The following is a 24,298-nucleotide window of genomic DNA, read 5'->3' as shown; positions in this document are numbered from 1 at the left end:
CCGTCGCATTCGGGGCGTTGTCGGGCCGTGAACGTAGGCTCGGAGGTGTCACGTGGTGCGCTTGACACGAAAATCGAACATCCATTCTTATGGAAGCTCCGGCGAGGCTCTCGACGGGGATTTCCATCGGGTTTGGATGGAGAAGTGCCCGAGTTATCCACAGGCCGGACGGGCGTCGGGGCGCATTGTCAGTGGCAGGCGTTAGCGTCTTTGACGTGAAGCGATCGACTCAAGCAAACCGGGTGGAACCCATGGCAGGTACCGACCGCGAGAAGGCACTGGACGCCGCGCTCGCACAGATTGAACGGCAATTCGGCAAGGGCGCGGTGATGCGCCTGGGCGAGCGGCCGAACGAGCCCATCGAGGTCATCCCCACCGGGTCGACCGCGCTCGACGTCGCCCTCGGCGTCGGCGGCCTGCCGCGCGGCCGCGTGGTGGAGGTGTACGGACCGGAATCCTCCGGTAAGACCACGCTGACCCTGCACGCGGTGGCGAACGCTCAGAAGGCGGGCGGCCAGGTCGCCTTCGTGGACGCGGAGCACGCCCTCGACCCCGAGTACGCCAAGAAGCTCGGTGTCGACATCGACAACCTGATCCTCTCCCAGCCGGACAACGGCGAGCAGGCACTGGAGATCGTGGACATGCTGGTCCGCTCCGGCGCCCTCGACCTGATCGTCATCGACTCCGTCGCCGCGCTCGTCCCGCGCGCGGAGATCGAGGGCGAGATGGGCGACAGCCACGTCGGACTGCAGGCCCGTCTGATGAGCCAGGCGCTGCGGAAGATCACCAGTGCGCTCAACCAGTCGAAGACCACCGCGATCTTCATCAACCAGCTCCGCGAGAAGATCGGCGTGATGTTCGGCTCGCCGGAGACCACGACCGGCGGCCGGGCGCTGAAGTTCTACGCCTCGGTGCGGCTCGACATCCGTCGCATCGAGACCCTGAAGGACGGCACCGACGCGGTCGGAAACCGCACTCGCGTCAAGGTCGTCAAGAACAAGGTCGCGCCGCCCTTCAAGCAGGCCGAGTTCGACATCCTCTACGGCCAGGGCATCAGCCGCGAGGGCGGCCTGATCGACATGGGCGTGGAGAACGGCTTCGTCCGCAAGGCAGGCGCCTGGTACACGTACGAGGGCGACCAGCTCGGCCAGGGCAAGGAGAACGCGCGCAACTTCCTCAAGGACAACCCCGACCTGGCCAACGAGATCGAGAAGAAGATCAAGGAGAAGCTGGGCGTCGGCGTACGCCCGGAGGAGCCGGCCGCCGAACCGGGCGCGGACGCCGCGGTCTCCGCCACGGCTGACGCCGCGAAGACGGTGCCCGCGCCGGCTGCCGCCAAGGTCACCAAGACCAAGGCCGCGACCGCCAAGAGCTGACGCCGTGACACGACGAACCGACTGGGCCGAGTACGTCTACCCGGAGGCTCCGCGTGAGCGGCAGAGACCGGGTGACGGAGGCTCCTGCGCGGCGGACGACCGCGGGGACCGCGACGGGGCCGTGCTGTACGACCACGTGGAGCGGTACGGCACGGGCGGGGAGTACGGCGCCGAGCCGGGCGGTGCGGCGTGGCCGGACGGGGGAGAGCCGCCGGACGGTGGCGCGGTGTCCGGCACGGGTTCGGCGGGCCGTTCGCGCCGCCGTGGCCGGTCTCGTGGCGCGGGCGGTGGGGCTCGGGACGGAGGCAGTGGGGCTTGGGACTCGGGCAGTGAGGCTTGGGACGCGGATGGCGGGGGCCGCGACATGGGCGGCGGAGCTCGCGCCGGGGGTGGTGGGCGCGGGCGCCGACGGCGTGGTCGCGTGGAGCCGTCCGGTGAGGACGAAGGTGCCTTCTCCTCGTCGAGGGCCGAGCGGGAGGAACCTTCAGGGGACCCGGTGGAGCGGGCGCGGGCGATCTGTCTGCGCCTGCTCACCGGGACCCCGCGCACGCGAAAGCAACTCGCGGACGCCCTGCGCAAGCGCGAGATTCCAGACGACGCCGCCGAGGAGGTGCTGTCGCGGTTCGAGGAGGTCGGGCTGATCAACGACAGCGCGTTCGCGGACGCCTGGGTGGAGTCCCGGCATCACGGCAGGGGCTTGGCCCGGCGCGCTCTCGCCCAGGAGCTGCGGACCAAGGGCGTCGACTCCACACTGATCGACGCGGCCGTGTCGCAGCTCGACTCCGAGCAGGAAGAAGCGACCGCACGCGAACTCGTCGCCCGCAAACTGCGCGCCACCCGCGGCCTCGACCGCGACAAGCGACTCCGCCGCCTCGCGGGCATGCTCGCCCGCAAGGGCTACCCCGAGGGCATGGCCCTACGGGTGGTCCGGCAGGCGCTCGAAGAGGAGGGCGAGGACACGGAGTTCCTCGGCGATGCGGGGTTCTGAAGAGGAACGGGTTCTGAAAGCGACGAGTTCTGAAGGGGGCTCTCCGCGGGGGAGGGCTCCTGGCACGTCGGCCCAGGACACGGTGGACGCGCGGGGGCGCCCATCGCGTCCAGGGCCGCACATGCCGTACCAACTCGCCCAGCGGTTCCGCGTGATGGACGGCATCGCATGTCGCTCAACCCCGCCGCGACGTCACCGGAAGCCCCGCATGCCGCCAAGCCTGGAAACCGCCCACCAGATCAGTGGCCCGCCGCAACCCCAGCCGATGCAGGGATGCGACCGCCAGACTGGAGGCGTATCCCTCATTGCACACCACGACCACACGCAGGTCATGGCTCGTGGCCTCGGGTGCCCGGTGGCTGCCCTGGGGATCGAGGCGCCACTCCAGTTCATTGCGTTCGACGACCAGCGCGCCCGGAATCAGACCGTCCCGCTCGCGCAGGGCCGCGTACCGGATGTCCACCAGCAGCGCCTCACCGGCCTGGACGGCGTCGTAGGCGTCCTGCGGCTCGATGCGGTCGTAGCTCTCGCGGATCCGCTGCAGCAACTCGTCGATGCCGACCGGCCGTTCGCTCGTACTGCTGCCGCCGCTCACTGCCAGTCCTCCGGGCGCTCGACCTGCTCCAGGCGCAGGATCGGCCCGGTGCGGCTGTAGCGGCGGATCTGTGGCAGGGGCGGGTAGTAGGCGTGAACGGAGATGGCGTGCCGGTCCGGCGACTCGTTGAGGACTTCGTGGACGTGGTGGTGGCCGAAGGAGCGGCCCTGGCCGGCCGGCAGTCGGCGCTCCCGGTCCACGTCCTCGCTGAGTTCCAGGGTCTTCCAGCCGTCGGTGGGGAGCCGGGCGGCGAGCGAGTTCTCCTTGAGCTCGCCGGCGGCGGTCAGGAAGGCACCGACCGAGTCGGCATGGTCGTGCCAGCCGGTGCCTGTGCCGGGCGGCCAGCCGATCAGCCAGGCCTCACTGCCGCCGGGCCCCTCCAGACGCACCCAGGTGCGGCCTTCGGGGTCGAGTGGAAGCGAGGCGATCAACACGGCGTCGGCCGCTGTGCGCCGTACGAAATCGAGAAGGTCCGCCTGGGTGGGCGCAGTAGGCGCTGAGGCAGGGACAGAGCTGGAGAGAGAGGGGGAGACAGACACGTACACCGTCCTGATGAGCGTTCGCGGGAGCGCGCGGCTGCATTTCGGCGGCGCGCGCAGGTGAAGAGGGATGCGAATTCAGCAGGACCGGGTACACATGCAGCCCGCATAGCGGACGAGGTCCATATGGACCCTCCGCCACAGGTGCACACACGTGTCGATCACGATGCGGAGTACACCATCTCGGTGTGGACCGGTCAACTCACCGTCACTATGTGGACCGGACGGCGCCGGGTGCCGCTCAGCGCGACCCCGCCGTGGCCTCCGCTTCTGCCTCTGCCCCCGCCCCCGCCTGTACCGGCCCGCCCAGTGTCGCCTCGGCCGCTGTGTACAGGTCGGCCGGGCGCACGCCGTTCAGCGCGGTGACCAGGTGTCCGTCGGGCCGCACCAGCAGCACCGTGTGCGCGGCCGCTCCCGGGTAGCTCTCCGTGACCAGCAGCTCGGCCGGGTGAGGCAGCGCCGTCACCGCTGCCGCCAGCCGGGGCATGATCCCGGCGGTCACCCAGTGCCGCCGCTCCCACACGCCCGTGCCCGGCGCGACCAGCACGACGAGCAGCGCGCCACGGCCGAGCCGGTCCCGCAGCCGTACGAAGGAGCCGTCCTCCGCGGTGACCCGGACGTCGGTGACCTGTGCGCCGGGCAGTGTGTCCACGACGGTCTCGCCCTCGAGGGGCCGGGGCGCGAGCGGTGAGCGGTCGTACGCCCCCCTCGCGCCCAGTGCTCCCTGCCCCAGGTGGCCGTCGGTGAGCAGGGCGTCATGGCCCCGGGCCGATCCGGGGACGTACGACCGCAGCCCTCCGCCACCGCGCACCAGGGGCAGAGCCTGGTCGGCGGCGCGCAGCCGGGCGGCGACGATGCCGCGCCGCTCGGCCTGGTAGCTGTCGAGCAGTGCCTCGTGCGGCCCGTGGTGCCAGGCCAGCGCCAGCTTCCAGGCGAGGTTGTCGGCGTCCCTCAGCCCCTCGTCCAGCCCGTGCGTGCCCAGCGCGCCGAGCAGATGGGCGGCGTCCCCCGCGAGGAAGACCCGGCCCGCCCGCCACCGCCGGGCCAGGCGGTGATGGACGATGTGGACTCCGGTGTCCAGCAGCTCGTACGGCGGTGTCGAACCGCCCGTCCAGCCCGCGAGCGTCTCCCGGACGCGGGCCACCAGCAGCTCCGGCGTGACCAGGTCCTTGCCGGGCGGCAGCAGCCAGTCCAGCCGCCAGACACCGTCCGGCAGCGGGCGCCCGGTCACCTCCCCGCCGGAGGGTCCCGACGTCCGCCACGGCGGCATCCGATGGAGCAACGCTTCATCGGGCCACGGAAGTTCCGCACGCAGCGCGGCCACGGCGTGTCGCTCCACCGCCGTACGGCCGGGGAAGCGAATGTCCTGGAGCTTGCGCACGGTCGAGCGCGGGCCGTCGCAGCCGACCAGATAACTGCCGCGCCACCATGTTCCCTTGGGGCCGCGGGTGTGGGCGGTGACGCCTGAAGGTTCCTGCTCGATGGTGTCGAGGCGGCTGTCCGTCGCGATGTTGACCAGCCGTTCGCCGGTGACGGCCGCGCGCAGGGAGGCCGTCAGCACGTGCTGTGCGATGTGCAGCGGGGCGGCCAGCCTTGTCTCGGTCTCGGTCTCGGTCTCGGTCTCGTCGAAAGTGACCGCCCGCATCACCTGCTTGCGGCGCATCGACCGCCATCCGGCCCAGCGGCAGCCCGCCTCGGCCGACGGGACACCAGTGAGGCGCTCCACAAGGGCGGCGGTGTCCTCGCGCAGCACGACCGTGCGTGCGGGACGCGGTTCGTCCTTGCCCGGGCCCTCGTCCAGGACCACCGACGGCACTTCCTGACGCGCCAGCGCAAGCGCGAGCGTGAGCCCGACAGGCCCCGCCCCGACGATGATCACCGGGTCCACGGCGCGGCGCCCCCTGCCCGCAGTGGTGTCCTCAGGGACGTGTGTGAACAGGAAGTTGGAGCAGGGTGCACGATCACAGAACGTATGCAACCTATTGCTGGTGCTTGCGTCAAGTGACGGAGGGCAGTGGCGATCAAGCCACTGCCCTCCGTGCGGTCGTGCCACTTGACGGTTGATCAGATGCCGCCCCCGAAGCCGCCGCCGGCGCCGGTCCCGTAGGAGCCGCCCACCTCGGCCGCGTTGAGCTCCTCCACGTCGTCCTTGCCGAGCACCGCACCCGTGCTGCGCTTGCTGCGCCGGAGCCTCTGCTCCAGCCAGCCTGCGAAGCTCGTCAGGATGAAGTTCAGGACGATGTAGATGGCCGCCACCACGATGAAGCTCGGGATGACGGTGGCGTAGAACGCCGCCATGGTGCCGCGCGAGTTGAGCAGCTCGGTGAAGCCGATCATCACGCCACCGAGCGCGGTGTCCTTCACGATGACGACCAGCTGGCTGACGATGGCCGGCAGCATCGCGGTGACGGCCTGCGGCAGCAGGACGCTGGTCATCGTCTGGCCCTTGCGCAGTCCGATCGCCTGGGCCGCCTCCGTCTGCCCCTTGGGCAGGGAGAGGATGCCGGCTTTGACGATCTCGGCGAGGACCGAGGCGTTGTAGAGCACCAGGCCCGTGACGACCGCGTACAGCGGACGGTCTTCGGAGCTGACGTCCGTGTAGCTGGAGTAGAACTGGTTGGCGAACAGCATCAGCAGCAGGACCGGGATCGCCCGGAAGAACTCGACCACCGCACCGGCCGGGATCCGTACCCACCGGTGGTCGGACAGACGGGCGATGCCGAAGAACGCGCCCAGCGGGAGGGCGATGATCATGGAGAGCCCCGCTGCCTTCAGGGTGTTGGCGAGGCCGGGCAGCAGATACGTCGTCCAGGCTTCGGACTCGGTGAACGGCTCCCACAGGGCCCACTCCAGCTGGCCCTTGTCGTCCAACGTCTTGTAGATCCACCACGCGAGCAGGGCGAGGAGGACGAAGAACACCACCGAGAGAATGATGTTGCGCCGCTTGGCCCGGGGGCCGGGAGCGTCGTAGAGGACCGAGGTCATCGCTTCACCGCCAGTCGCTTGCTCAGCCAGCCGAAGAAGAGGCCGGTGGGCAGGGTCAGAACCACGAATCCGAACGCGAAGACGACGCCGATGAGCACGACCTGCGCCTCGTTCTCGATCATTTCCTTCATCAGCAGGGCGGCCTCCGCCACACCGATCGAGGCTGCCACGGTGGTGTTCTTGGTCAGCGCGATCAGCACGTTGGCCAGCGGGCCGATCACCGAACGGAAGGCCTGGGGCAGCACGATGAGCCAGAGGATCTGGGCGAAGCTCAGCCCGATGGCACGGGCCGCCTCGGCCTGCCCGACGGGCACGGTGTTGATGCCCGAGCGGATCGCCTCGCAGACGAAGGCCGCGGTGTAGGCGATGAAACCGAGGATCGACAGCCGGAAGCTCAGGGCCTCGAAGTCGTCGGCGGCGCCCAGCGTCACCCTGAAGATGTCGGCGAGGCCGAGTGAGGCAAAGACGATGATGACCGTCAGCGGGATGTTCCGGACGATGTTCACGTACGCGGTGCCGAACCCGCGCATGAGCGGGACGGGACTGACCCGCATGGCCGCCAGCACAGTGCCCCAGATCAGCGAGCCGATGGCGGAGAGGACGGTGAGTTGCACCGTCGTCCAGAACGCCCCTAGGACGTCGTAACCTTCAAGAAAATCGAACACGATCTCCCGCGCTTCCGGGTGTAGAGATGCCCGGGTGCGCCGCCCCGCCGGGCGGCGCACCTGTCAGGCGCTGCTTCAGCTCTTGATGTCGCCGATCTTCGGGGCAGGCTCGTTCTTGTAGTTGGCCGGGCCGAAGTTCTCCTTCACCGCCGTGTCCCAGGCGCCGTCGCTGACCATCTTCTCGAGGGCGGCGTTGATCTTGTTGACCGTCTCGGTGTCGCCCTTCTTGACGCCGATGCCGTAGTTCTCGTTGCTGAGCTTGAGGCCCGCAAGCTTGAACTGGCCCTTGTACTGCTCCTGCGCCGCGAAGCCCGCGAGGATCGAGTCATCGGTCGTCACCGCGTCCACGGCGCCGCTCTGCAGACCGGCGATGCACTCCGAGTACGTGCCGTACGAGCGCAGCTGGGCCTTGGGGGCGATCTCGTCCTTGACGTTCTGCGCCGAGGTCGAGCCGGTCACCGAGCACAGCTTCTTGCCGTTGAGGTCGGTGGCCTCGGTGATGTCCGAGTCGGCCTTGGTCAGCAGGTCCTGGTGGGCCAGCAGGTAGGGGCCCGCGAAGTCGACCTTCTGCTTGCGCTCGTCAGTGATCGAGTAGGTGGCCGCGATGAACTGCACGTCGCCGCGGGCCAGCATGGTCTCGCGGTCGGCGCTCTTGGCCTCGACGAACTCGATCTTGTCGGGCTCGTAGCCGAGTTCCTTCGCCACGTACGTGGCCACGTCGACGTCGAAGCCGGAGAATTCGCCGCCGGCTTCCTTCAGGCCGAGACCGGGCTGGTCGTACTTGATGCCGACCTTGATCGTGCCGCCGCCCCCGGCGGTGGAGTCCGACCCGGCGTCGCCGTTGCCGTCGTCGCCCCCACAGGCCGTCGCGGTCAGGGAGAGGACGAGCGCAGCCGCGGCCGCTGCGGTGACCTTGCGGAGCTTCATGGTGAACATCCCTTGGTGTGATGAGGAGAATGCCGTTTGGTGCGGGTGACGCAGCTCGTCGCGCGGGCGCGACGGGTGGGGGTCAGTGGTGGAGGATCTTCGACAGGAAGTCCTTGGCACGGTCGCTGCGCGGGTTGCTGAAGAACTGGTCCGGCACAGCTTCTTCGACGATCTTGCCGTCGGACATGAAGACCACCCGGTTGGCGGCCGAACGGGCGAAGCCCATCTCATGGGTGACGACGATCATGGTCATGCCGTCGCGGGCGAGCTGCTGCATGACCTCGAGGACCTCGTTGATCATCTCCGGGTCGAGAGCCGACGTCGGCTCGTCGAAGAGCATGACCTTGGGGTCCATGGCGAGGGCGCGTGCGATGGCGACACGCTGTTGCTGGCCACCGGAGAGCTGCGCGGGGTACTTGTCGGCCTGGTTGGCCACCCCGACCCGGTCGAGCAGCGCGCGGGCCTTCTCCTCGGCCTTCTTCTTGTCCGCCTTGCGGACCTTGATCTGGCCCAGCATCACGTTCTCGAGCACGGTCTTGTGCGCGAAGAGGTTGAAGGACTGGAAGACCATTCCGACGTCGGCGCGCAGTCGGGCGAGCTCCTTGCCCTCCGCGGGCAGCGGCTTGCCGTCGATGGCGATCGCACCGGAGTCGATCGTCTCGAGGCGGTTGATGGCGCGGCACAGGGTGGACTTCCCGGACCCGGAGGGCCCGATGACCACGACGACTTCGCCGCGGGCGATCGTCAGGTCGATGTCCTGGAGTACGTGCAACGCGCCGAAATGCTTGTTGACGCTCTTCAGGACGACCAGGTCGCCGGTTGCGGCCACATCTTCCTTGGCCACCGATACTTTGGTCATCGCACTCAGGCTCCGTCCTCCTCGGTTTCCGGAGGACAGTAATAACCCTACGCGACCTGCGTCTCTACATCTGAGGGGAATCTGAGCATCACGATCCGATAGCAATCGGACACCTGTCGTAGCAGTTGTGACCTGGGCGGGTTTCTTCCGGGTAACGGATACGCCGCGCAACCGGAACCCTCTTGACGCCGTCCTCATCCATCAGCGTGACTGCAACGTGCGCACGCGCGCGTGCCCGCGTTTTTCTACACACCCTCACCGTACGGCCGATGAACTGAAGGGAGCCGGGATGAGACTGCTCCTCGTCGAGGACGACAACCACGTCGCCGCCGCTCTGTCCGCGGTCCTGGCCAGGCACGGCTTCGACGTGACGCACGCCCGCAGCGGCGAGGAGGCTCTCCAGGCGCTCGTTCCCGAGGGCGCCGGTTTCGGTGTCGTACTGCTCGACCTGGGCCTGCCCGACCAGGACGGCTATGAGGTGTGCGGCAAGATCCGCAAGCGCACCAGCATCCCGGTGATCATGGTCACCGCGCGCTCCGACGTCCGCTCCCGCATTCACGGCCTCAACCTGGGCGCCGACGACTACGTGGTGAAGCCGTACGACACCGGAGAACTGCTCGCCCGTATCCACGCCGTCAGCCGGCGCACCGTCCACGAGGACGCCGCGGCCGGCGGCGAGAGCGTGCTGAAGCTGGGCTCCATGCACATCGACCTGCCCACGCGACGGGTCAGTGTGGACGGTTCGGTTGTCCAACTGACCCGCAAGGAGTTCGACCTCCTCGCCCTGTTGGCCCAGCGCCCCGGGGTGGTCTTCCGGCGTGAGCAGATCATCAGCGAGGTATGGCGCACCAGCTGGGAGGGGACCGGGCGCACCCTGGAGGTGCATGTCGCGTCCCTGCGCGCCAAGCTGCGCATGCCGGCCCTGATCGAGACCGTGCGCGGCGTCGGCTACCGGCTCGTCGCCCCCACCTCGTAGCGGGCAAGGTGCGCACTCGTCTCCTCCCGCTGCTCATCGTCCTGATGGCGGCCGTACTGCTCGCCCTCGGCTTCCCGCTCGCCGTCAGCGTGGCCGGAGCCCAGCAGCAGAAGGTGGTCGTCGACCGGATCGACGACACGGCACGCTTCGCCGCTCTCGCCCAGTTCGTCACCGACACGCCCAGCGGGCGGACCGGCACGACGGTCGTCGACGAGCGCCAGGAGGTCCTCAAGCGCGAGCTGCTCAGCTACTACGAGGTCTACGGCATTCGTGCCGGTGTCTTCTACCGCAACGGCACCCCCATGGCCAGTGCGCCGACTAGTTGGGACCAGCCGGAAAAGGGTGAGGTGCGTGATGCCTTCGGTGAGGCGCTGCTCAGCCGCCGCAGTCACGACCCGCGGCAGGTGTGGCCCTGGCAGCGCAATCGGCTGGTCGTCGCGTCCCCGGTGATCAGGGACGGTGACGTCGTCGCCGTCGTCGTCACCGACTCGCCCACCGGGCAGATGCGTTCGCGGATCCTGCACGGCTGGCTGATCATCGCCGCGGGCGAGAGCGCCGCGATGCTGCTGGCGGTCGGCGCGGCGCTACGCCTGACCGGCTGGGTGCTCCGGCCGGTACGGGTCCTGGACTCCACCACCCACGCGATCGCGAGCGGCAGCCTGAAATCCCGGGTCGCGGTGGCCGGCGGGCCGCCGGAACTCCGCAGGCTGGCCCGGTCGTTCAACGAGATGGCGGACAACGTCGAGGGCGTCCTGGAGCAGCAGCGCGCCTTCGTCGCCGACGCCTCGCATCAGCTGCGCAACCCGCTCGCGGCGCTGCTGCTGCGGATCGAGCTCCTCGCCTTCGAGCTGCCCGAGGGCAATGAGGAGATCGCCTCCGTCCAGGCCGAGGGCAAGCGGCTGGCCCAGGTCCTGGACGACCTGCTCGACCTAGCCCTGGCCGAGCACGTCGAGGCGGACCTCAGGCTCACCGACATCGGCGAGCTGGCCGCCGAGCGCGTCGCGGCCTGGTCGCCGACCGCCGAGGCCAAGGGCGTACGGCTGGTGGGGGACTGCCCGCCCACCACGGCGTGGGTCGACCCCGTCACCCTGTCCAGCGCGCTGGACGCGGTGATCGACAACGCGGTGAAGTTCACGCCGAAGGACGAGCGGGTGGAGGTGACCGTCACGGCCAACGGCGACACCGCGACCGTCGTCGTCACCGACAACGGCCCCGGCCTCACGGACGAGGAGCTGGCCCGCATCGGCGACCGCTTCTGGCGCAGTGGCCGCCACCAGAACATCAAGGGCTCCGGCCTCGGCCTGTCCATCACGCGTGCGCTGCTGGGGGCGGCAGGCGGCTCGATCTCGTTCGGCCATCACGAGCCGCGGGGACTGACGGCGACGGTGACGGTGCCGCGGTCGGAGCCGGTGTCCTAGCGGGTCCTGCTGATGGTGGGCCCTACGGCTTGACGGACCGGTAGTAGCGCCGCGCGCCCTCATGCAGCGCCAGCGGGTCCGTGTAGATCGCGGTGCGTACGTCGACCAGCTGGGCCGAGTGGACGTGGTTGCCGATGCCATCACGGCTGTTGATCACGGTGCGGGTCAGCCAGTCGGTGAGCCGGGGATCCATGTCGGCCCGGGTGATCAGCAGGTTGGACACGGCCATCGTCGGCACGGCGTTGCCCTTCTGGATGCTGGGGTAGGCCGACTCCGGCATCTCGGTGGCGCGGTAGTAGCGGGTGGCGCCGCCCATCGCGTGCACCTTGGCGACGAGGTCGGCGTCGATCGGCACGAACCGGTAGGCCAGGCTGTCGGCAAGATTCAGCAGGCCCTCCGTCGGCAGCCCGCCGGACCAGAAGAACGCGTCGATCTCGCCCTTCTCGAGCCGGGCGGGCCCGGTGTCGATGCCGTCGGACAGCGGCGTGATGCCTTTCTCCGGGTCGATACCCGCCGCCTCGAGCACGCGGTTGGAGATCAGCCGTACGCCCGAGTGAGCCGGCCCTATGGCCACCCGCTTGCCCCGCAGGTCCGCCACCGAGTCGATGCCCGAGCCCGGACGGGCGACGAGCTGCACGTAGTCGTCGTACAGCCGCGCGACACCGCGCAGCCGGTCGGCGCCGGGCCTGCCGGCCAGCTCGTACGTCTCCACGGCGTCGGCAGCCGCGATCGTGAAGTCCGCCTTCCCGGTCGCCACGCGCGCGACGTTCTCCTGCGAACCGTCGCTGGTCGTGAGCCGCACGTTCAGGTTCGGCATGTCCTTGTCCAGCTCGGTGCGCAGCAGCTCGCCGTACTTCTGGTAGACGCCAGCGGGTGTCCCGGTGCTGAACGTGATCGTCCCACCGGGCGGATCCTCCCCGAGCGGCAGCAGCCACCACAGGAGCAGCCCGAACGCGACAAACCCGGCAGCCGCGCCCTGCAGGGCCCGGCGCCTGTCGATACGGGGGAAGACCTGGGACATGCGGGCGATCCTGCCAGCACGGATGCGGTGCTGACCAGCGCCGGGGTCACAGGTGGGGCGACGGCGCCGCCCCCAGGGACTGTCAGTGGCGGTCGCTACAGTTCCCCGCATGAGCTCTTCGCCCGCCGACCTGGTCCGTGCCTTCCATCGCGCCGTCGGGCTGGACGCCCGCAGTACCCCGACCGAGGTGTCTCCCGAACTGGCCGCCCATCGGGGCGAGTTGCTCGCCGAGGAGGCCGCGGAGGTCGCCGAGGTCTCGGTCACCGGCCCGCTCGACCGGCTCGCGCACGAGCTGGCGGACGTGGTCTATGTGGCGTACGGCACGGCGCTCGTCCATGGGATCGACCTCGACGCGGTGATCGCCGAGATCCACCGCTCCAACATGAGCAAGCTGGGCCCCGAAGGCCACGTCGCCCGCAGAGCCGACGGCAAGGTCCTCAAGGGCGAGCACTACGAGGCACCGGACGTGTCGGGGGTACTGCGCCGCCAGGGGTGGGCGCCCGGCGCCGCGTGACGGCAGGGGCGCGCTGCCGTGTACTGCGGCCCCGACGAACCCCGGCCCCAACCCCTCAGCGGCCCGTCCCCGTGTCCAAGGCATCCGCCGCAGCGGTCGCCCCCGGCGATTCCGTCGCCGTAGGCGGACTCTCCCGTGCGTCCCGGCGCTTGGCCCGACGGCCGCCCCACCACATGGCCACCGGCTCGGTGTAACGCGCGGTCAGCGGCCCGAGGACGACCAGGATCAGGACGTACGCCGTCGCCAGTGGGCCCAGGGACGGTTCGATGCCCGCGCTGACCGCCAGCCCGGCGATGACGATCGAGAACTCGCCGCGGGCCACCAGGGCGCCGCCCGTGCGCCAGCGGCCCTTGACGGAGATGCCGGCGCGGCGGGCCGCCCAGTAGCCGGTGGCGATCTTCGTCGCGGCGGTGACGAGGGCGAGCGCGAGGGCGGGGAGCAGGACGGGCGGGATGCTGGCGGGGTCCGTATGCAGCCCGAAGAAGACGAAGAAGACGGCGGCGAACAGGTCACGCAACGGACTCAGCAGCGTGTGCGCGCCCTCCGCGACCTCCCCGGACAGCGCGATGCCGACCAGGAACGCGCCCACGGCCGCGGAGACCTGGAGCTGCTGCGCCACGCCCGCGACCAGGATCGTCAGCCCGAGCACCACCAGCAGCAGCTTCTCCGGGTCGTCGCTCGACACGAACCGGGAGATCACCCGCCCGTACCGCACCGCCACGAACAGCACCAGCCCCGCCGCGCCCAGCGCGATCGCCAGCGTCACGCTGCCCGCCAGCAGCCCGGCCCCGGCCACCAGCGCGGTGACGATCGGCAGGTACACCGCCATCGCCAGGTCCTCCAGAACCAGCACGCTCAGGATCACCGGGGTCTCGCGGTTGCCGACCCGGCCCAGGTCGCCGAGCACCTTCGCGATCACCCCGGACGACGAGATCCAGGTGACACCGGCCAGCACGACGGCGGCCACCGGACCCCAGCCCAGCAGCAGCGCGGCCAGGGCACCCGGCAGGGCGTTCAGGGCACCGTCGACCAGCCCGGCCGGGTAGTGGGACTTGAGGTTGGTGACCAGATCGCCGGCCGTGTACTCCAGGCCGAGCATCAACAGCAGCAAGATGACGCCGATTTCGGCACCGGTGGCGATGAACTCCTCGCTCGCGCCCAGCGGCAGCAGCCCGCCCGTGCCGAAGGCGAGACCGGCGAGCAGGTACAGCGGGATGGGCGAGAGCCGGAAGCGGCCGGCGAACCGGCCGAGCAGGCCGAGGCCGAGGATGATGGAACCGAACTCGATGAGCAGGACCGCGGAGTGCACCCGTTCACTCCCGCCCGAGTATCGCCGCGGCCGCGTCGACGCCCTCGCGGGTGCCGACGACGATGAGCGTGTCACCGCCCACGAGCCGGAAGTCCGGTGCCGGGGACGGGATCGCCTCGGCCCGCCGCAGCACCGCCACGACGGACGCGCCGGTCTCGGTCCGCATCCGGGTGTCGCCCAGCACGCGCCCGTTCCAGCGTGAGGTGGCGGCCACCTCGACCCGCTCGGCGACCAGCCCCAGGTCCGAGGTGTAGAGCAGGCTCGCACTGTGGTGGGACGGCTTGAGCGCATCGATCAGCGAGCCCGCCTCGGCGCCGGTCAGCCGGAGCGACTGGGCGCAGGAGTCGGGGTCGTCGGCCCGGTACACGCTCACCGTGCGGGCGCCGTCGCGGTGTGCCACCACCGACAGATGGCGGTTCTCTCGCGTCATCAGGTCGTACTGGACCCCGATGCCCGGCAGCGGCGTGGCCCTCAGGCGTGGAGCGGACACGTTTCTTCTCTTTCTCTCGTCCCGGTTCTTGCTCTCGTCCCGGTGCCGGCCGGCTTGATCGGCTTCAGACCGACGCCGCCATGCTGTCACTCGCACATACGGTGGCGACATGGGTGTTGTGACGGATATACGTGGCCGCGGGCGGTCGGCGAGTCTGGTACGGGCACAGAAGTGCCGACGGATCGGACGGAGCGGAGCCGGGAACGTGTCGCTGTTCTGGCGGATCTTCTCGCTCAACGCCGCGGGCCTGATCGTGGCCGCCGCCCTGCTGCTGGGCCCGGTCACCGTCTCGACCCCCGTCCAGCCCGCCGAGGCCCTCGTCGTCGCTGCCGGACTGGCCGTGCTGCTGGCCGCCAACGCCGTCGTCCTGCGCGTCGGGCTGGCCCCGCTCCAGCGGCTGGGCCGGGCCATGGCCACCGCGGACCTGCTGCGCCCGGGCGCCCGCGCGGTGGTCGCCGGTCCCGCGGAGACGGCAGAGCTCATCACGACGTACAACACGATGCTCGACCGCCTGGAGGCCGAGCGCGCCGCCGGTGCCGCCCGTGCGCTGTCCGCGCAGGAACGGGAACGCCATCGCATCGCCCGGGAACTCCATGACGAGGTCGGCCAGACCCTGACCGCGGTCCTCCTCCAGCTCAAGCGCGTCGCCGACCGCGCACCCGAGGACCTGCGCGCTGAGGTCGGCCAGGCCCAGGAAGCCACCCGCGCCGGCCTCGACGAGATCCGCCGCATAGCCCGCCGGCTGCGCCCGGGCGTCCTGGAGGAGCTGGGCCTGTCCAGCGCCCTGCGCTCGCTGGCGACGGAGTTCACCGCGCACGGTCTCGCGGTGCGCCACCACATTCCCGGCGACCTGCCCGCCCTGCCCGAGGAAGCGGAACTCGTCGTCTACCGCGTCGCCCAGGAGGCCCTCACCAACACCGCCCGGCACGCCGGAGCCGATCGCGCCGAGATCCGGTTCCGGCGGATCGCGGACGGCGTCGAGCTGGTCGTGGGCGACAACGGCAAGGGCGTCGGTACGGCGGCGGAGGGCGCCGGGATCGGGGGCATGCGCGAACGGTCGCTGCTGATCGGCGCGGACCTCGCCGTGCGGCCGGGGTCCGAGGGCCGGGGGACGGACGTACGCCTGTGCATACCGGCCGGAGGCCGCTGATGTCCGCATCGGAACACCGAATTCCCGCATCGGACCACGGCATGCCGGCATCGCACGACCGCATCCGCGTCCTGCTCGCCGACGACCACACGCTCGTACGCCGTGGTGTGCGGCTGATCCTCGACGGCGAGGACGATCTGACGGTCGTGGCGGAGGCCGGCGACGGCGCCGAGGCGGTCGCGCGGGCCCGTGACACCGAGGTGGATCTGGCCGTCCTGGACATCGCCATGCCGCGGATGACCGGCCTGCAGGCGGCCCGCGAACTCTCGCGCCGCATGCCGGGGCTGCGGATCCTCATCCTCACGATGTACGACAGCGAGCAGTACTTCTTCGAGGCCCTGAAGGCGGGGGCCAGCGGCTATGTCCTGAAGTCCGTCGCCGACCGGGACCTGGTCGAGGCGTGCCGGGCGGCGATGCGCGACGAGCCGTTCGTCTACCCGGGCGCGGAACGGGCCCTCGTCCGCTCCTACCTGGACCGTCTGCACCGGGGCGACGACCTGCCCGCGCGGGCCGTCACCGACCGCGAGGAGGAGATCCTGAAGCTGGTCGCCGAGGGGCACACCTCCAAGGAGATCGGCGAACTCCTCTTCATCAGCGCGAAGACGGTCGAACGGCACCGGGCCAATCTGCTGCAGAAGCTGGGGATGCGGGACCGGCTGGAATTGACGCGGTATGCGATACGGGCGGGGCTCATCGAGCCCTGAGCGCTTAGGTATGGACTAAGTCCGGGCGCCGCGTCATCATGACGCTGCCATGACAATGCGGATGCGCTTCCTCAAGGCGGCACTGGTCGCCGTACTCCTCCTGGTGCCTCTGACGTCCGTCCCCGCACAGGCGGCCGAGGCGGACTGGACGGGTCCGCTCAGCACCCGCGGCCGCTGGATCGTCGACGCCGACGGCGACCGCTTCAAGCTGCGCTCCGGCAACTGGCACGGCGCCAGCGGCACCTGGAACGGCTCGGGCAGCACGGCGGACGACGCCAACCACCACGCCGGCGAGAACTCCGGCCGGATCCCGCTCGGCCTGGACCGCGCGCCCATGGCCGAGATCATCGCCGGTTTCCAGGAGATCGGGATCAACAGCATCCGCCTCCCCTTCTCCAACGAGATGATCCACGACACCGTTCCCGTCACGGACGACGCCGTCGCGGCCAATCCGTCCCTGCGCGGAAAGACACCGCTCCAGGTGTACGACGTCGTAGTGCGCGAACTCACCGGCGCCGGACTCGCCGTGATCCTCAACAACCACACCAACACCACCCGTTGGTGCTGCGGAGTCGACGGCAACGAACGCTGGAACGCCAGCCAGTCCGCCGGAACCTGGGAGAACGACTGGCTGTTCATGGCCCGCCGCTACCGGGACAACGATCGTGTCGTCGGCGCCGACCTCTACAACGAGGTCCGCCGCAACATCTGGGACGACCCCAACTGGGGCCTCGGCGAGGGCCACGACTGGTTCGCCGCCTCCCAGCGCGTCGGCGACCGCATCCTGACGGAGGCCAACCCCGACCTGTTGATCATCGTCGAGGGCATCAACTGGACCGGCATCCCCGTCGACGGCTTCGCGCACGAACGCCCCACCCTGGAGCCCGTACGCCGCCTCTCGCACACCCTCGTCGACTCCGGAAAGCTCGTGTACTCGGCCCACTTCTACGACTACACGGGCCCGAACCACAGCGGGGCGACCGGGACGGGCGAGACCAGCGACCCGCGCTACCGGGACTTCAGCCCCACCGAGCTGATCGACGTGCTGAACCGCCAGGCCTTCTTCGTCACCGCCGAACAGGACCAGCACTTCACCGCACCGCTCTGGATCAGCGAGTTCGGCATCGGCGGCCGTGACGAGACGGGTGCCAAGCAGCGCGCCTGGTTCGAGAACTTCGTCGACCAACTCATCCGAACCGACGCCGACTTCGCCTACTGGCCGCTCGTCGGCTGGCACGAGGACCGCAAGGGCAACGGCTGGGCCCTGCTGCGCTGGGACGCGGCGGGCCACCGGATGGGCGTGTACGACGGTGACGACTGGCGCGCGGCGGCCTGGACCCGGCTCGTCCAGGCGCAAGGGCGTACGGGCCACGTCGCGCCGGTCGCGGAGTGGTCGATGCTCAGCCCCGACCACGGTGACTTCGTGCAGTCCCGGCGGATGCGGGCGCTGCCCGACTTCGACTCCGGTGCCCGCAAGGCGGTCTGCCCCGACGGACAGCGGCTGCTCGGCATCGCCCACACCGGCAACCGTGGCCTGTGCTCGGACATAGGGTCCTCGTGGGGCGCGGCCGGTCATGAGGTGGTCGTCAACGAACGGCATGTGACGCCGGGCAACGACTGGGCCTCCGGCTACACCAAACTCCAGTGCGCCGACGGCGACTTCCTGATCGGGTACAGCGCGCGCGGGGCGGCCGTGTCCTCCGCCCTGTGCGCGGTCGGCTCCATCCCGAGCACAAGCGGCCGTACGGTCTGGTTCGACCGGGGCGACAACCGGGGATCGGCCCCCAAGGGCGGCGATTTCGCCCAGGGCCACTACAAAGGGCAGTGCGCGGACGACGAGTACGCGGCCGGGATCGCGTTCACCGGCCGGGTGGGGTCGGCTCGAACGCCGGACGCGCTGTACTGCCGGAAGGTGAGCTGAGCAGCGGCAGCGGGTCGAAGGCGTGGTGCTGCCAGAGGAGGCGTGAGGTCTCTTCCGGGTAGCGGGTGACGGTCGGCCGGGCGTCGTAGAGCTGCACCAGGCGCTGCTCCGTGTCGTACGTGGGCCAGCCGGGGTCGCCTTCTGCGGCGAACCGCGTCCACGCCGCGCGCATGCGTGCGGACAACGCCTCCGCCTCGGGGGACGGGCCGTCGCCGAGCAGCATGGCAGGCTGGCCGCGGTCCAGGTTCCCGAAGACGAGCGGTACGTCCAGGCCGTGGCAGGCGCCGAGGACGCCGCCCATGCCCGGGGCGGGCCAGGTCAGCTCGTAGACGTGCGCCCGGCCGCCCACGGCCTGCTGCTCGTGGGCGAGGCGGAGGCTCGGCATGCGGAACAGCCAGTCCGAAAGGACCAGTTCGTGCAATGCGTCGGGGCCTGCGTCGGGGAAGCCGTCGCGGAAGCGGCGCGTGCCGTCCGGCCCCGGGGCGAGCATGTGCAGCGCCGCCTCGGCCTGCTCCTCCGTGACCTGACCGAGCGTTCCGTCGAGCAGGCTGAGCAAGCGCTGCTCCTCGCGCGCGTGCCCGACGAGGAGGTCGATGCCCCGGCCCGCGCCGTCGGCCAGGGCCTGCCAGGGCGTCACGGGAAGGACGTCGCCGTCGACGACGGGCGCGTACATGATCGACCGGTACGCGGCCCGGCCCCACCGCTCGACCGACGCGGGCATCCGGGCGATGACCGCGTCTCCGGCGGCGGCCAGCAGCTGCGGGTCCACCGTGGACAGCTCGGCGGCCGTGGGACGCAGGCCCAGCTCGGACGCGCATGCGGCTGCTATGTCCGCGGCGAGTTCCGGTGAGAAGAACGTGCCCTGCACGCTCTGCGCGACCGCCCTCCGGAAGAGCCCGGCGGCATGCGGCATGGCCAGCAGCGCGGCGACGGAACCGGCGCCCGCCGACTGACCGAAGACGGTGACACGGTCGGGGTCGCCGCCGAAGCCCCGGATGTTGTCGCGCACCCACTCCAGGGCCGCGACCTGGTCGAGCAGTCCGCGGTTGGCCGGTGCGCCCTCGATCTGCGTGAAACCCTCCACGCCGACCCGGTAGTTGAAGGTCACCACGACGACGTCCTCGGCGAGACGCGCACCGTCGTACTCGGGAAGGCCGGACATGCCGAACGTATAGGCGCCGCCGTAGATCCACACCATCACCGCACGCCCCGCACCCGGGTCCGGCTCGGGCGTCCAGACGTTGACCGTCAGCCACTCGTCGCCCCGCGAGTCCGCCGCGGTCGTGTCCATGCCCTGCGGGGGCGGCGGCCCGAAGTCCAGGGCGGGCCGCACTCCGTCCCACCCGCGCGCGGGCTGAGGTGCGGCGAATCGGAGGGCGTCGACCGGCGGTTCGGCGAAGGGGATGCCGCGGAAGACCGCCACATCGCCCTCCTGGATGCCGCGCACCGTGCCGGCGGTCGTGCGCACCAGTACGGGCTGAGGTTCGGCTACGGGCTGAGGCTCGGGCGAGGCGAAGGCCATGCACGGATCATTCCGGCGTGCCGCGCGGTGTGCCATTCATTTACGGCGGCCCAGGGCTCCGGCTCCCTGCCCTCGGCACTGGGGCCAAGGGTTCTGCCGGGACCGCCTACCCTTGAGGAATGACCAGCAGCAGCGACCGGAGCCAGGCAGTGGACGTGAAGACCTACGAAGTGCGCACCTACGGGTGCCAGATGAACGTCCACGACTCCGAGCGATTGTCCGGGCTGCTCGAAGAGGCCGGTTACGTGCGCGCCCCCGAGGGCTCCGACGGCGACGCGGACGTCGTCGTCTTCAACACCTGCGCCGTCCGTGAGAACGCCGACAACAGGCTGTACGGCAACCTCGGCCGCCTCGCCCCGAGGAAGGCCTCGCGCCCCGGCATGCAGATCGCCGTCGGTGGCTGCCTGGCGCAGAAGGACCGCGACACGATCGTGAAGAAGGCGCCCTGGGTGGACGTCGTCTTCGGCACGCACAACATCGGCAAGCTCCCGGTCCTGCTGGAACGCGCGCGCGTGCAGGAAGAGGCGCAGGTCGAGATCGCCGAGTCGCTGGAGGCGTTCCCGTCGACGCTGCCGACCCGGCGCGAGAGCGCGTACGCGGCCTGGGTGTCGATCTCCGTCGGCTGCAACAACACCTGCACCTTCTGCATCGTCCCGGCCCTGCGCGGCAAGGAGAAGGACCGCCGGACCGGCGACATCCTCGCCGAGATCGAGGCCCTGGTCGCCGAGGGCGTCTCCGAGATCACGCTGCTCGGCCAGAACGTCAACGCGTACGGCTCCGACATCGGTGACCGCGAGGCCTTCAGCAAGCTGCTGCGGGCCTGCGGAAAGATCGAGGGCCTGGAGCGCGTCCGCTTCACCTCCCCGCACCCGCGCGACTTCACCGACGACGTCATCGCCGCCATGGCCGAGACGCCGAACGTGATGCCGCAGCTGCACATGCCGCTGCAGTCCGGCTCGGACACGGTCCTGAAGGCGATGCGCCGCTCCTACCGCCAGGAGCGCTACCTGGGGATCATCGAGAAGGTCCGCGCCGCCATCCCGCACGCCGCGATCACCACCGACATCATCGTGGGCTTCCCCGGCGAGACGGAGGAGGACTTCGAGCAGACGCTGCACGCCGTCCGCGAGGCCCGGTTCGCGCAAGCGTTTACGTTCCAGTACTCCAAGCGGCCCGGCACGCCCGCGGCGACCATGGACAACCAGATCCCCAAGGAGGTCGTCCAGGCGCGCTACGAGCGTCTCGTCGCCCTCCAGGAGGAGATCTCCTGGGCGGAGAACAAGAAGCAGGTCGGCCGCACCCTGGAGCTCATGGTCGCCGAGGGCGAGGGCCGCAAGGACGGCGCCACCCACCGGCTCTCCGGCCGCGCCCCCGACAACCGCCTGGTCCACTTCACCAAGCCCGACCAGCAGGTCCGCCCCGGCGACGTCGTCACCGTCGAGATCACGTACGCCGCCCCGCACCACCTCCTCGCCGAGGGCGCCGTCCTCGACGTGCGCCCCACGCGCGCGGGCGATGCCTGGGAGAAGCGCAACGCCGCAGAGGCGGCCGAACCGGCCGGCGTGATGCTCGGCCTGCCGAAGATCGGTGTCCCCGAGCCGCTGCCGGTCGCCACGGCCAGCGGCTGCGGCTGCGACTGACCTGGGGCGGCGGTCCTGAGCGAGGCGCGCAGCTCGGTCCCAGCTCTACGGGGCTAATCTGCCGACCATGTTTGTCGCCGCCGCCGTCTGCCCCTGCCCACCGCTCCTCGTGCCGGAGGTCGCCGCGGGCGCCGCGCCCGAGATGGACGCCGCGCGCGCGGCGTGCACGAACGCGCTCGGCGTCCTCGCCGCCGCCCGGCCCGACCTGCTCGTGGTGCTCGGGCCGGCGGAGCAGAGCGGGCACGGAACGCACCCGGAGGGCACACGCGGCTCCTTCCACGGCTTCGGCGTGGATCTCGACGTACGACTGGGCCGCGCGAAGGGCGACGACGACACCGCACCGGGGGAGTCGGAGCGCCGGCTTCCGGCCTCGCTCGCCGTGGCCGGATGGCTGCTGGAGCGCATCGGATGGTCGGGCGCCCCGATCGAGGGACTCGGTGTGGGGGAACCGCTGGCGGCCGAGCGGTGTATGGAAATGGGAAGGGCGATCGCCGCGCGTGCCGAGCGGGTGGCGCTGCTGGTGATGGGCGACGCCAGCGCGTGCCGCACGCTGAAGGCCCCCGGCTATCTCGACGAGCGGGCGGCGCCCTTCGACGCGGAGGTCGCGTGTGCGCTCGGGACGGCGGACGTGGCGGCGCTGAAGGCGCTCGACGTGGAGCTGGCGTATGAGCTGAAGGCATCGGGGCGGGCCCCCTGGCAGGTCCTCGCGGGCGCGGCCCAGGAGGCGCGGCTGGAGGGTGCGCTGCTGTACGAGGACGCGCCGTACGGCGTGGGGTATGTGGTCGCGACCTGGTCGTAGAGCCGTATCGGCACGGCAGGGCGGCAACGGCTCCGCGCGGATGAAACGGCGGACGGCCGGGAGCTCATCCGCTCCACGGCCGTCCGTCGGTGTGCCGTTCAGGAAGTCGGCGGCGGCGAGTCCGGCGGCGGCGTCGTGGGTGCGTCGCCCGTGCCGGTGTCGTCCTTGTGCGCGAGTCGGTCCATGGCTCCCTTGGCCTTGCCCGTACCCGACTGGATCTTGTCGCTGTACTTGCCCTTGGTCTTCTTGTCGACAGTCTCTGCGGCCTTGTCGAGGCCGTGCGTGATCTTGTCCCCGTGCTGCTGCGCGAGGCCCGAGACCTTGTCCTTGGCCGGGGCGAGTTTGGCCTTCATCTTGTCCAGGAGACCCATGGTCCACCTTCCCTCGCGGGAGCAGTTACGTGCGGGCGCCCTCGCCGGCCTCCCGGTCGGCGGCCTCCTCCGAGGACTGCTTGGGGATGTCGTGCTTGGGGGCCTCGACACCCTCCGCGGCGGTGGCCTCGGCGGTCTCCGCCGCTTCCTCCGTGGCCTCGGACGGCACCTTCGGCTCCGCCGCCTCAGTGGCCTCCGTCACGTCCGCCGCGGTGTCGGCCGTCGGTGTGTCGGCCTGTGCCTCGGTGGTTGACGTCTCCTCCGTAGTCTTCGACCTTCGGAGAAGTCGTGCAAAAACGCCCATATCCACTCCATACGTTACTCGTGCGGGCGAATTCCCGCGTAGCCCGGTGCGTCCGTTCGTGCCGCCCGGGTCACCGCCTCTCGAAATCGGCGGCGAAAACCTCGCAACAGGGAACGACCCCGGGCCCGTGCCGTCACGTAACTCGTTCGAGAGGGCGGCCGGAGGTTTGCGAGACTGGGTCGGTGAGCAGTGCACCCCCCGCCCCCCGCGTCATCGCCGTCGTCGGACCCACCGCGGCCGGAAAGTCCGATCTGGGCGTCTTTCTGGCCCAGCGTCTCGGCGGCGAGGTCGTCAACGCCGACTCCATGCAGCTCTACCGAGGGATGGACATCGGCACCGCCAAGCTGACGCCCGAGGAACGCTCCGGCGTCCCGCACCACCTCCTGGACATCTGGGACGTGACCATCACGGCGTCCGTCGCCGAGTACCAGAGACTCGCGCGAGAACGGATCGACACACTGCTCGCCGCCGGACGCTGGCCGATCCTGGTCGGCGGCTCCGGCCTGTACGTCCGCGGCGCCGTCGACAATCTGGAGTTCCCCGGCACGGACCCCGACGTCAGGGCCCGCCTGGAGGAGGAGCTCACGCTCCGCGGCTCCGGCGCGCTGCACGCCCGGCTGGCCGCCGCCGACCCCGAGGCCGCGTACGCGATCCTGCCCAGCAACGGCCGCCGTATCGTCCGGGCCCTCGAGGTGATCGAGATCACCGGCAGGCCTTTCACCGCCAACCTTCCCGGCCATGACTCGATCTACGACACCGTCCAGATCGGCGTGGACGTGACACGCCCCGAACTCGACGACCGCATCGCCCGCCGGGTCGACCGGATGTGGGAGGCGGGGCTCGTCGACGAGGTGCGCGCCCTCGAGGCGCATGGGTTGCGGGAGGGGCGTACGGCCTCGCGCGCGCTCGGCTACCAGCAGGTGCTCGCGGCGCTCGCGGGGGAGTGCACGGAGGAAGAGGCGCGCGCCGAGACCGTCCGTGCCACCAAGCGCTTCGCGCGCCGTCAGGATTCATGGTTCAGACGCGATCCCCGGGTGCACTGGCTGAGTGGGGCGGCGGCGGATCTCACAGAACTTCCGCACCTCGCGCTGGCCTTGCTCGAACGACCGGTTACAGCCTGATCACGTCATGGCATCGGGACGCTCCGGCCACCATCCCGGCCTCCGGCGCCGTGCCATCATCGAGCTTCGATCGACCAAGTGGAGTCCGAGTTGGGAGGGCGCGT

25 protein-coding genes are annotated in these 24,298 nt (G+C 70.5%); 11 read left to right on the top strand and 14 right to left on the bottom strand.

The annotated features are described in order from the left end of the window. Nucleotides 1–251: 251 nt before the first annotated feature. On the top strand, nt 252–1,376 hold the full coding sequence (gene recA, locus AB0I98_RS19695) for a recombinase RecA (RefSeq protein ID WP_362943217.1): 1,125 nt from the start codon (nt 252–254) through the stop codon (nt 1,374–1,376). 4 nt (nt 1,377–1,380) lie between these two features. Next, nucleotides 1,381–2,364: a recombination regulator RecX gene (recX, locus tag AB0I98_RS19690; RefSeq protein ID WP_362943214.1), complete on the top strand. Its 984-nt coding sequence runs from the start codon at nt 1,381–1,383 to the stop codon at nt 2,362–2,364. 175 nt (nt 2,365–2,539) lie between these two features. Here recX and AB0I98_RS19685 read toward each other — a convergent pair whose 3' ends face one another. The 8 genes from AB0I98_RS19685 to AB0I98_RS19650 form a co-directional block, all read right to left on the bottom strand. Beyond that, the gene (locus AB0I98_RS19685; protein WP_362943211.1) at nt 2,540–2,959 is read right to left on the bottom strand and encodes a rhodanese-like domain-containing protein; all 420 of its coding nucleotides are present in this window, start codon (nt 2,957–2,959) and stop codon (nt 2,540–2,542) included. After that, nucleotides 2,956–3,498, bottom strand: a complete 543-nt coding sequence (locus AB0I98_RS19680) for a cysteine dioxygenase (RefSeq protein WP_362943208.1) — start codon at nt 3,496–3,498, stop codon at nt 2,956–2,958. The genes AB0I98_RS19685 and AB0I98_RS19680 overlap by 4 nt, the downstream gene beginning before the upstream one ends. A 78-nt stretch (nt 3,499–3,576) precedes the next feature. Further along, nucleotides 3,577–3,648, bottom strand: coding sequence for a putative leader peptide (locus tag AB0I98_RS19675; RefSeq protein WP_328288302.1), 72 nt, complete (start codon nt 3,646–3,648; stop codon nt 3,577–3,579). 91 nt (nt 3,649–3,739) lie between these two features. Beyond that, the gene (locus AB0I98_RS19670) at nt 3,740–5,386 is read right to left on the bottom strand and encodes an FAD-dependent monooxygenase (RefSeq protein ID WP_362943205.1); all 1,647 of its coding nucleotides are present in this window, start codon (nt 5,384–5,386) and stop codon (nt 3,740–3,742) included. 176 nt (nt 5,387–5,562) lie between these two features. After that, nucleotides 5,563–6,483 carry an amino acid ABC transporter permease gene (locus AB0I98_RS19665; RefSeq protein WP_362943202.1) on the bottom strand — a complete coding sequence of 307 codons (921 nt, stop codon included), beginning with the start codon at nt 6,481–6,483 and terminating at the stop codon, nt 5,563–5,565. Next, nucleotides 6,480–7,148, bottom strand: a complete 669-nt coding sequence (locus tag AB0I98_RS19660) for an amino acid ABC transporter permease (RefSeq protein ID WP_362943199.1) — start codon at nt 7,146–7,148, stop codon at nt 6,480–6,482. The genes AB0I98_RS19665 and AB0I98_RS19660 overlap by 4 nt, the downstream gene beginning before the upstream one ends. Before the next feature lie 75 nt (nt 7,149–7,223). After that, nucleotides 7,224–8,075, bottom strand: a complete 852-nt coding sequence (locus tag AB0I98_RS19655) for a glutamate ABC transporter substrate-binding protein (RefSeq protein WP_362943196.1) — start codon at nt 8,073–8,075, stop codon at nt 7,224–7,226. A gap of 82 nt (nt 8,076–8,157) precedes the next feature. Beyond that, the gene (locus AB0I98_RS19650; RefSeq protein WP_210576832.1) at nt 8,158–8,934 is read right to left on the bottom strand and encodes an amino acid ABC transporter ATP-binding protein; all 777 of its coding nucleotides are present in this window, start codon (nt 8,932–8,934) and stop codon (nt 8,158–8,160) included. A gap of 289 nt (nt 8,935–9,223) precedes the next feature. Between AB0I98_RS19650 and AB0I98_RS19645 the strand changes: the two genes are divergently transcribed. Further along, nucleotides 9,224–9,910, top strand: a complete 687-nt coding sequence (locus tag AB0I98_RS19645; RefSeq protein WP_210576833.1) for a response regulator transcription factor — start codon at nt 9,224–9,226, stop codon at nt 9,908–9,910. Between the two features lie 8 nt (nt 9,911–9,918). Beyond that, nucleotides 9,919–11,328: a HAMP domain-containing sensor histidine kinase gene (locus AB0I98_RS19640; RefSeq protein WP_362943193.1), complete on the top strand. Its 1,410-nt coding sequence runs from the start codon at nt 9,919–9,921 to the stop codon at nt 11,326–11,328. A 22-nt stretch (nt 11,329–11,350) separates the two neighbouring features. Here the strand turns inward: AB0I98_RS19640 and AB0I98_RS19635 are convergent, their stop codons facing one another. Beyond that, entirely contained in the window at nt 11,351–12,349 is a 999-nt protein-coding gene (locus AB0I98_RS19635; RefSeq protein ID WP_362943190.1) for a TAXI family TRAP transporter solute-binding subunit, read from the bottom strand. A gap of 109 nt (nt 12,350–12,458) precedes the next feature. On the opposite strand from AB0I98_RS19635, the gene AB0I98_RS19630 reads away from it, so the two are divergent. Next, complete coding sequence (locus AB0I98_RS19630; RefSeq protein ID WP_362943187.1) at nt 12,459–12,863, top strand: MazG nucleotide pyrophosphohydrolase domain-containing protein; 405 nt, start codon at nt 12,459–12,461, stop codon at nt 12,861–12,863. 55 nt (nt 12,864–12,918) lie between these two features. On the opposite strand, the gene AB0I98_RS19625 is transcribed toward AB0I98_RS19630, so the two are convergent. Then, nucleotides 12,919–14,172 (bottom strand): cation:proton antiporter, encoded by a 1,254-nt coding sequence (locus AB0I98_RS19625; protein WP_362943184.1) that lies wholly within the window; start codon nt 14,170–14,172, stop codon nt 12,919–12,921. 4 nt (nt 14,173–14,176) lie between these two features. Further along, entirely contained in the window at nt 14,177–14,662 is a 486-nt protein-coding gene (locus tag AB0I98_RS19620; RefSeq protein WP_328438176.1) for a TrkA C-terminal domain-containing protein, read from the bottom strand. A gap of 205 nt (nt 14,663–14,867) precedes the next feature. Between AB0I98_RS19620 and AB0I98_RS19615 the strand changes: the two genes are divergently transcribed. The 3 genes from AB0I98_RS19615 to AB0I98_RS19605 are packed head-to-tail and all read left to right on the top strand — an operon-like array spanning nt 14,868 to nt 18,437. Beyond that, on the top strand, nt 14,868–15,812 hold the full coding sequence (locus AB0I98_RS19615) for a sensor histidine kinase (RefSeq protein ID WP_362943181.1): 945 nt from the start codon (nt 14,868–14,870) through the stop codon (nt 15,810–15,812). 41 nt (nt 15,813–15,853) lie between these two features. Continuing rightward, complete coding sequence (locus tag AB0I98_RS19610) at nt 15,854–16,516, top strand: response regulator transcription factor (RefSeq protein ID WP_362943284.1); 663 nt, start codon at nt 15,854–15,856, stop codon at nt 16,514–16,516. A 55-nt stretch (nt 16,517–16,571) separates the two neighbouring features. After that, on the top strand, nt 16,572–18,437 hold the full coding sequence (locus AB0I98_RS19605) for a cellulase family glycosylhydrolase (protein ID WP_362943281.1): 1,866 nt from the start codon (nt 16,572–16,574) through the stop codon (nt 18,435–18,437). Here the strand turns inward: AB0I98_RS19605 and AB0I98_RS19600 are convergent. Then, nucleotides 18,376–19,959 carry a carboxylesterase family protein gene (locus AB0I98_RS19600; RefSeq protein WP_362943178.1) on the bottom strand — a complete coding sequence of 528 codons (1,584 nt, stop codon included), beginning with the start codon at nt 19,957–19,959 and terminating at the stop codon, nt 18,376–18,378. The two genes, AB0I98_RS19605 and AB0I98_RS19600, sit on opposite strands and share 62 nt — an antisense overlap. Nucleotides 19,960–20,078: 119 nt before the next feature. Between AB0I98_RS19600 and miaB the strand changes: the two genes are divergently transcribed. Next, nucleotides 20,079–21,599 carry a tRNA (N6-isopentenyl adenosine(37)-C2)-methylthiotransferase MiaB gene (gene miaB, locus AB0I98_RS19595; RefSeq protein WP_362943175.1) on the top strand — a complete coding sequence of 507 codons (1,521 nt, stop codon included), beginning with the start codon at nt 20,079–20,081 and terminating at the stop codon, nt 21,597–21,599. Between the two features lie 67 nt (nt 21,600–21,666). After that, nucleotides 21,667–22,398, top strand: coding sequence for a class III extradiol dioxygenase subunit B-like domain-containing protein (locus AB0I98_RS19590; RefSeq protein ID WP_362943172.1), 732 nt, complete (start codon nt 21,667–21,669; stop codon nt 22,396–22,398). Between the two features lie 98 nt (nt 22,399–22,496). Here the strand turns inward: AB0I98_RS19590 and AB0I98_RS19585 are convergent, their stop codons facing one another. Together AB0I98_RS19585 and AB0I98_RS19580 are read right to left on the bottom strand one after the other, a co-directional pair. Beyond that, nucleotides 22,497–22,769, bottom strand: coding sequence for an antitoxin (locus tag AB0I98_RS19585; protein WP_301984758.1), 273 nt, complete (start codon nt 22,767–22,769; stop codon nt 22,497–22,499). A gap of 25 nt (nt 22,770–22,794) precedes the next feature. Further along, nucleotides 22,795–22,971: a gliding motility protein gene (locus AB0I98_RS19580; protein WP_362943169.1), complete on the bottom strand. Its 177-nt coding sequence runs from the start codon at nt 22,969–22,971 to the stop codon at nt 22,795–22,797. A 284-nt stretch (nt 22,972–23,255) separates the two neighbouring features. On the opposite strand from AB0I98_RS19580, the gene miaA reads away from it, so the two are divergent. Continuing rightward, the gene (gene miaA, locus AB0I98_RS19575) at nt 23,256–24,194 is read left to right on the top strand and encodes a tRNA (adenosine(37)-N6)-dimethylallyltransferase MiaA (RefSeq protein ID WP_362943166.1); all 939 of its coding nucleotides are present in this window, start codon (nt 23,256–23,258) and stop codon (nt 24,192–24,194) included. Nucleotides 24,195–24,298: the final 104 nt, after the last annotated feature.

It is taken from the genome of Streptomyces sp. NPDC050211 (assembly GCF_040656035.1).
Taxonomy (GTDB): domain Bacteria; phylum Actinomycetota; class Actinomycetes; order Streptomycetales; family Streptomycetaceae; genus Streptomyces.
The sequence above is the reverse complement of the archived record's forward strand: the minus strand, read 5'-3'. Positions and strand labels throughout refer to the sequence as shown.

Coding starts and splice junctions, on each gene's coding strand:
- AB0I98_RS19630 (WP_362943187.1), top strand. CDS start 12,459: ATGAGCTCTTCGCCCGCCGACCTGGTCCGTGCCTTCCATCGCGCCGTC.
- AB0I98_RS19600 (WP_362943178.1), bottom strand. CDS start 19,959: ATGGCCTTCGCCTCGCCCGAGCCTCAGCCCGTAGCCGAACCTCAGCCC.
- AB0I98_RS19635 (WP_362943190.1), bottom strand. CDS start 12,349: ATGTCCCAGGTCTTCCCCCGTATCGACAGGCGCCGGGCCCTGCAGGGC.
- AB0I98_RS19645 (WP_210576833.1), top strand. CDS start 9,224: ATGAGACTGCTCCTCGTCGAGGACGACAACCACGTCGCCGCCGCTCTG.
- AB0I98_RS19665 (WP_362943202.1), bottom strand. CDS start 6,483: ATGACCTCGGTCCTCTACGACGCTCCCGGCCCCCGGGCCAAGCGGCGC.
- recA (WP_362943217.1), top strand. CDS start 252: ATGGCAGGTACCGACCGCGAGAAGGCACTGGACGCCGCGCTCGCACAG.
- AB0I98_RS19610 (WP_362943284.1), top strand. CDS start 15,854: ATGCCGGCATCGCACGACCGCATCCGCGTCCTGCTCGCCGACGACCAC.
- miaB (WP_362943175.1), top strand. CDS start 20,079: ATGACCAGCAGCAGCGACCGGAGCCAGGCAGTGGACGTGAAGACCTAC.
- AB0I98_RS19590 (WP_362943172.1), top strand. CDS start 21,667: ATGTTTGTCGCCGCCGCCGTCTGCCCCTGCCCACCGCTCCTCGTGCCG.
- AB0I98_RS19585 (WP_301984758.1), bottom strand. CDS start 22,769: ATGGGTCTCCTGGACAAGATGAAGGCCAAACTCGCCCCGGCCAAGGAC.
- AB0I98_RS19650 (WP_210576832.1), bottom strand. CDS start 8,934: ATGACCAAAGTATCGGTGGCCAAGGAAGATGTGGCCGCAACCGGCGAC.
- AB0I98_RS19655 (WP_362943196.1), bottom strand. CDS start 8,075: ATGAAGCTCCGCAAGGTCACCGCAGCGGCCGCGGCTGCGCTCGTCCTC.
- AB0I98_RS19605 (WP_362943281.1), top strand. CDS start 16,572: ATGCGGATGCGCTTCCTCAAGGCGGCACTGGTCGCCGTACTCCTCCTG.